Here is a 2106-nt window from a genome sequence, read left to right as displayed (position 1 = left end):
CCAGGGCGCCGTCGCCCAGCAGATCCGTCAGCTCGAAGCGGAACTGGGCCTCGCGCTCTTCGAGCGGCTGCCGCGCACGCTGGCACCGACCGAAGCCGGGCGCAGCTATGCCGCCTCGGTGCGGCGTGCCTTCGAGCTGATCTCCGACGCGACCGAGGACCTGAGGCCCGCGCCGCTGCATCTGACCATCAGCGTGACGCCGAGCTTCGCCTCACGCTGGCTCATCCCGCGCCTGCCGGCCTTCACCGGAGCCCATCCCGGCATCGACCTGCGCATCGTCGCGACCGATCGCATCTCCGACTTCCGGACCGACGCGGTCGATCTGGCAGTCCGGCTTGGACGACCGCCCTTCGGTGCCGGGGTGAACGCAGAGCTGTTGCATGAGCAGAGGATCATCGCCGTCGGCAGCCCGCTCCTGTTGGAAAAACTGGGCGACCCGGCGGCACCGGACAATTTCCAGCGCTAACCGTTGCTGCACGATGCTCACGATCTCTGGCCAGCATTTCTCGGCGGCATCTTTCCCGCCTCGACGGCGAGAAGTGCGCAGAACATTCGCTTCAACCAGACCGCGCTCGCGCTGGAAGCTGCCATCGCCGGGCAGGGCCTCGCACTGACCAGCCGTTTCCTGATCGATGACGATATCGCCAGCGGCCGGCTGGTCGCCCTCTTCGGTGCCGAACTGCCGGTCGACACCGGCTTCTACATCGTGGCTCCGCGTCGCTCCCGCCACCCCGAGCCGGTCGCGACGGTCTCGCGCTGGCTGAAGGAGGCGGCCGGGCCACGCCGGGAGCCGAATGCAACAAACTTGCATTCCGTGCGCAGGAATGCAGCGCCTCTTTCGCGCAGTCTGCCCTAACCATGTGGCCGAACGACATGAGAGGCCGCGACCCATGCCCGAACTCGACCTTGATGCGCTCCAGAACGAGATGACGTCATGGCGGCGGCATCTCCACGCCCATCCCGAATTCGGCTTCGAAGAGAAGGCGACCGCGGCCTTCGTGGCTGCGCAGCTGCGCGAATTCGGCCTCGATGACGTCGTCGAGGGCGTTGGCGGCACCGGCGTCGTCGGGACGCTGAAGCGTGGCACCGGCAACCGCGCGATCGCGCTGCGCGCCGACATGGACGCGTTGCGCATCACCGAGCAGGGCGACCTTCCCTATCGCTCGCGGACGCCCGGGGTGATGCATGCCTGCGGGCATGACGGCCACACCACGATGCTGCTCGGAGCGGCCAAGCTGCTCGCGGCCGAAGGCGGCTTCGACGGCACGGTGCGGTTCCTGTTCCAGCCGGCCGAGGAATGGGGCAAAGGCGCCCTCGCCATGCTCGCCGACGGACTGATGGAGCGCTTCCCCTTCGACGAGGTCTACGGGCTGCACAACATGCCCGGCCTCGCCGTCGGCCAGTTCCAGACCCGCACCGGCGCCTTCATGTCGGCCGAGGACAATTTCGAGATCGTGCTGAAGGGGGTCGGCGGCCATGCCGCGCGCCCGCATTCCGGCAATGAAGTGCTGGTGGCGGCCTGCGCGCTCGTCACCAGCCTCCAGACCATCGTCTCGCGGCGGCTGAGCCCGGCCGACATCGCCGTCGTCTCGGTGACGGAACTGCTGACCGACGGCACCCGCAACGCGCTGCCCGGCATGGCGCGCATCCTCGGCGATGCCCGCAGTTTCCGCCCCGAGGTCAGCGCCGAGATCGAACGGCAGATGGGGATCATCGCGCAGGGCACGGCGCAGAGCTACAACCTCGGCGCCGAACTGCACTACACCCGCGAATTCGTGCCGCTGGTGAACGACGAGGCCCTCGTCCAGGAGGCGCTGGGAGCGGCTCGGACGGCGCTCGGCGAGGCAAATGTCTCGGTCGCGCGCGAGCCGATGACGGGCTCGGAGGATTTCGCCCGCTTCCTCGATCATGTGCCAGGTTGCTTCGCTTATGTCGGCAATGGCGAGGCCTCCGCCCCGCTGCACAATCCCGGCTTCGATTTCAACGATGACGGCCTGCGCCACGGCGCCGCATTTCATGCCGCCATCGTGCGGCGGCGGCTGCCCGTCGCCTGAACCGTCTCCCTGCCTCCTGGAGGGATTGCGGCCTGCATTACCCACCGCCGAT

General features: G+C 68.2%; 1 protein-coding gene and 1 pseudogene. Both read left to right on the top strand.

The genetic code is table 11. From position 1 onward, the window contains the following. Window positions 1–22: 22 nt before the first annotated feature. Window positions 23–856 (top strand): annotated as a pseudogene (locus tag ACIPIA_RS14855) (LysR substrate-binding domain-containing protein). Window positions 857–890: 34 nt separating this feature from the next. Next, entirely contained in the window at window positions 891–2054 is a 1164-nt protein-coding gene (locus ACIPIA_RS14850; protein ID WP_400510660.1) for an amidohydrolase, read from the top strand. Window positions 2055–2106: the final 52 nt, after the last annotated feature.

It is taken from the genome of Allobosea sp. CER48 (assembly GCF_044752385.1).
In the GTDB taxonomy this organism is placed as follows: Bacteria; Pseudomonadota; Alphaproteobacteria; order Rhizobiales; family Beijerinckiaceae; genus Allobosea.
This window is presented reverse-complemented; position numbering and strand designations above follow the sequence as displayed.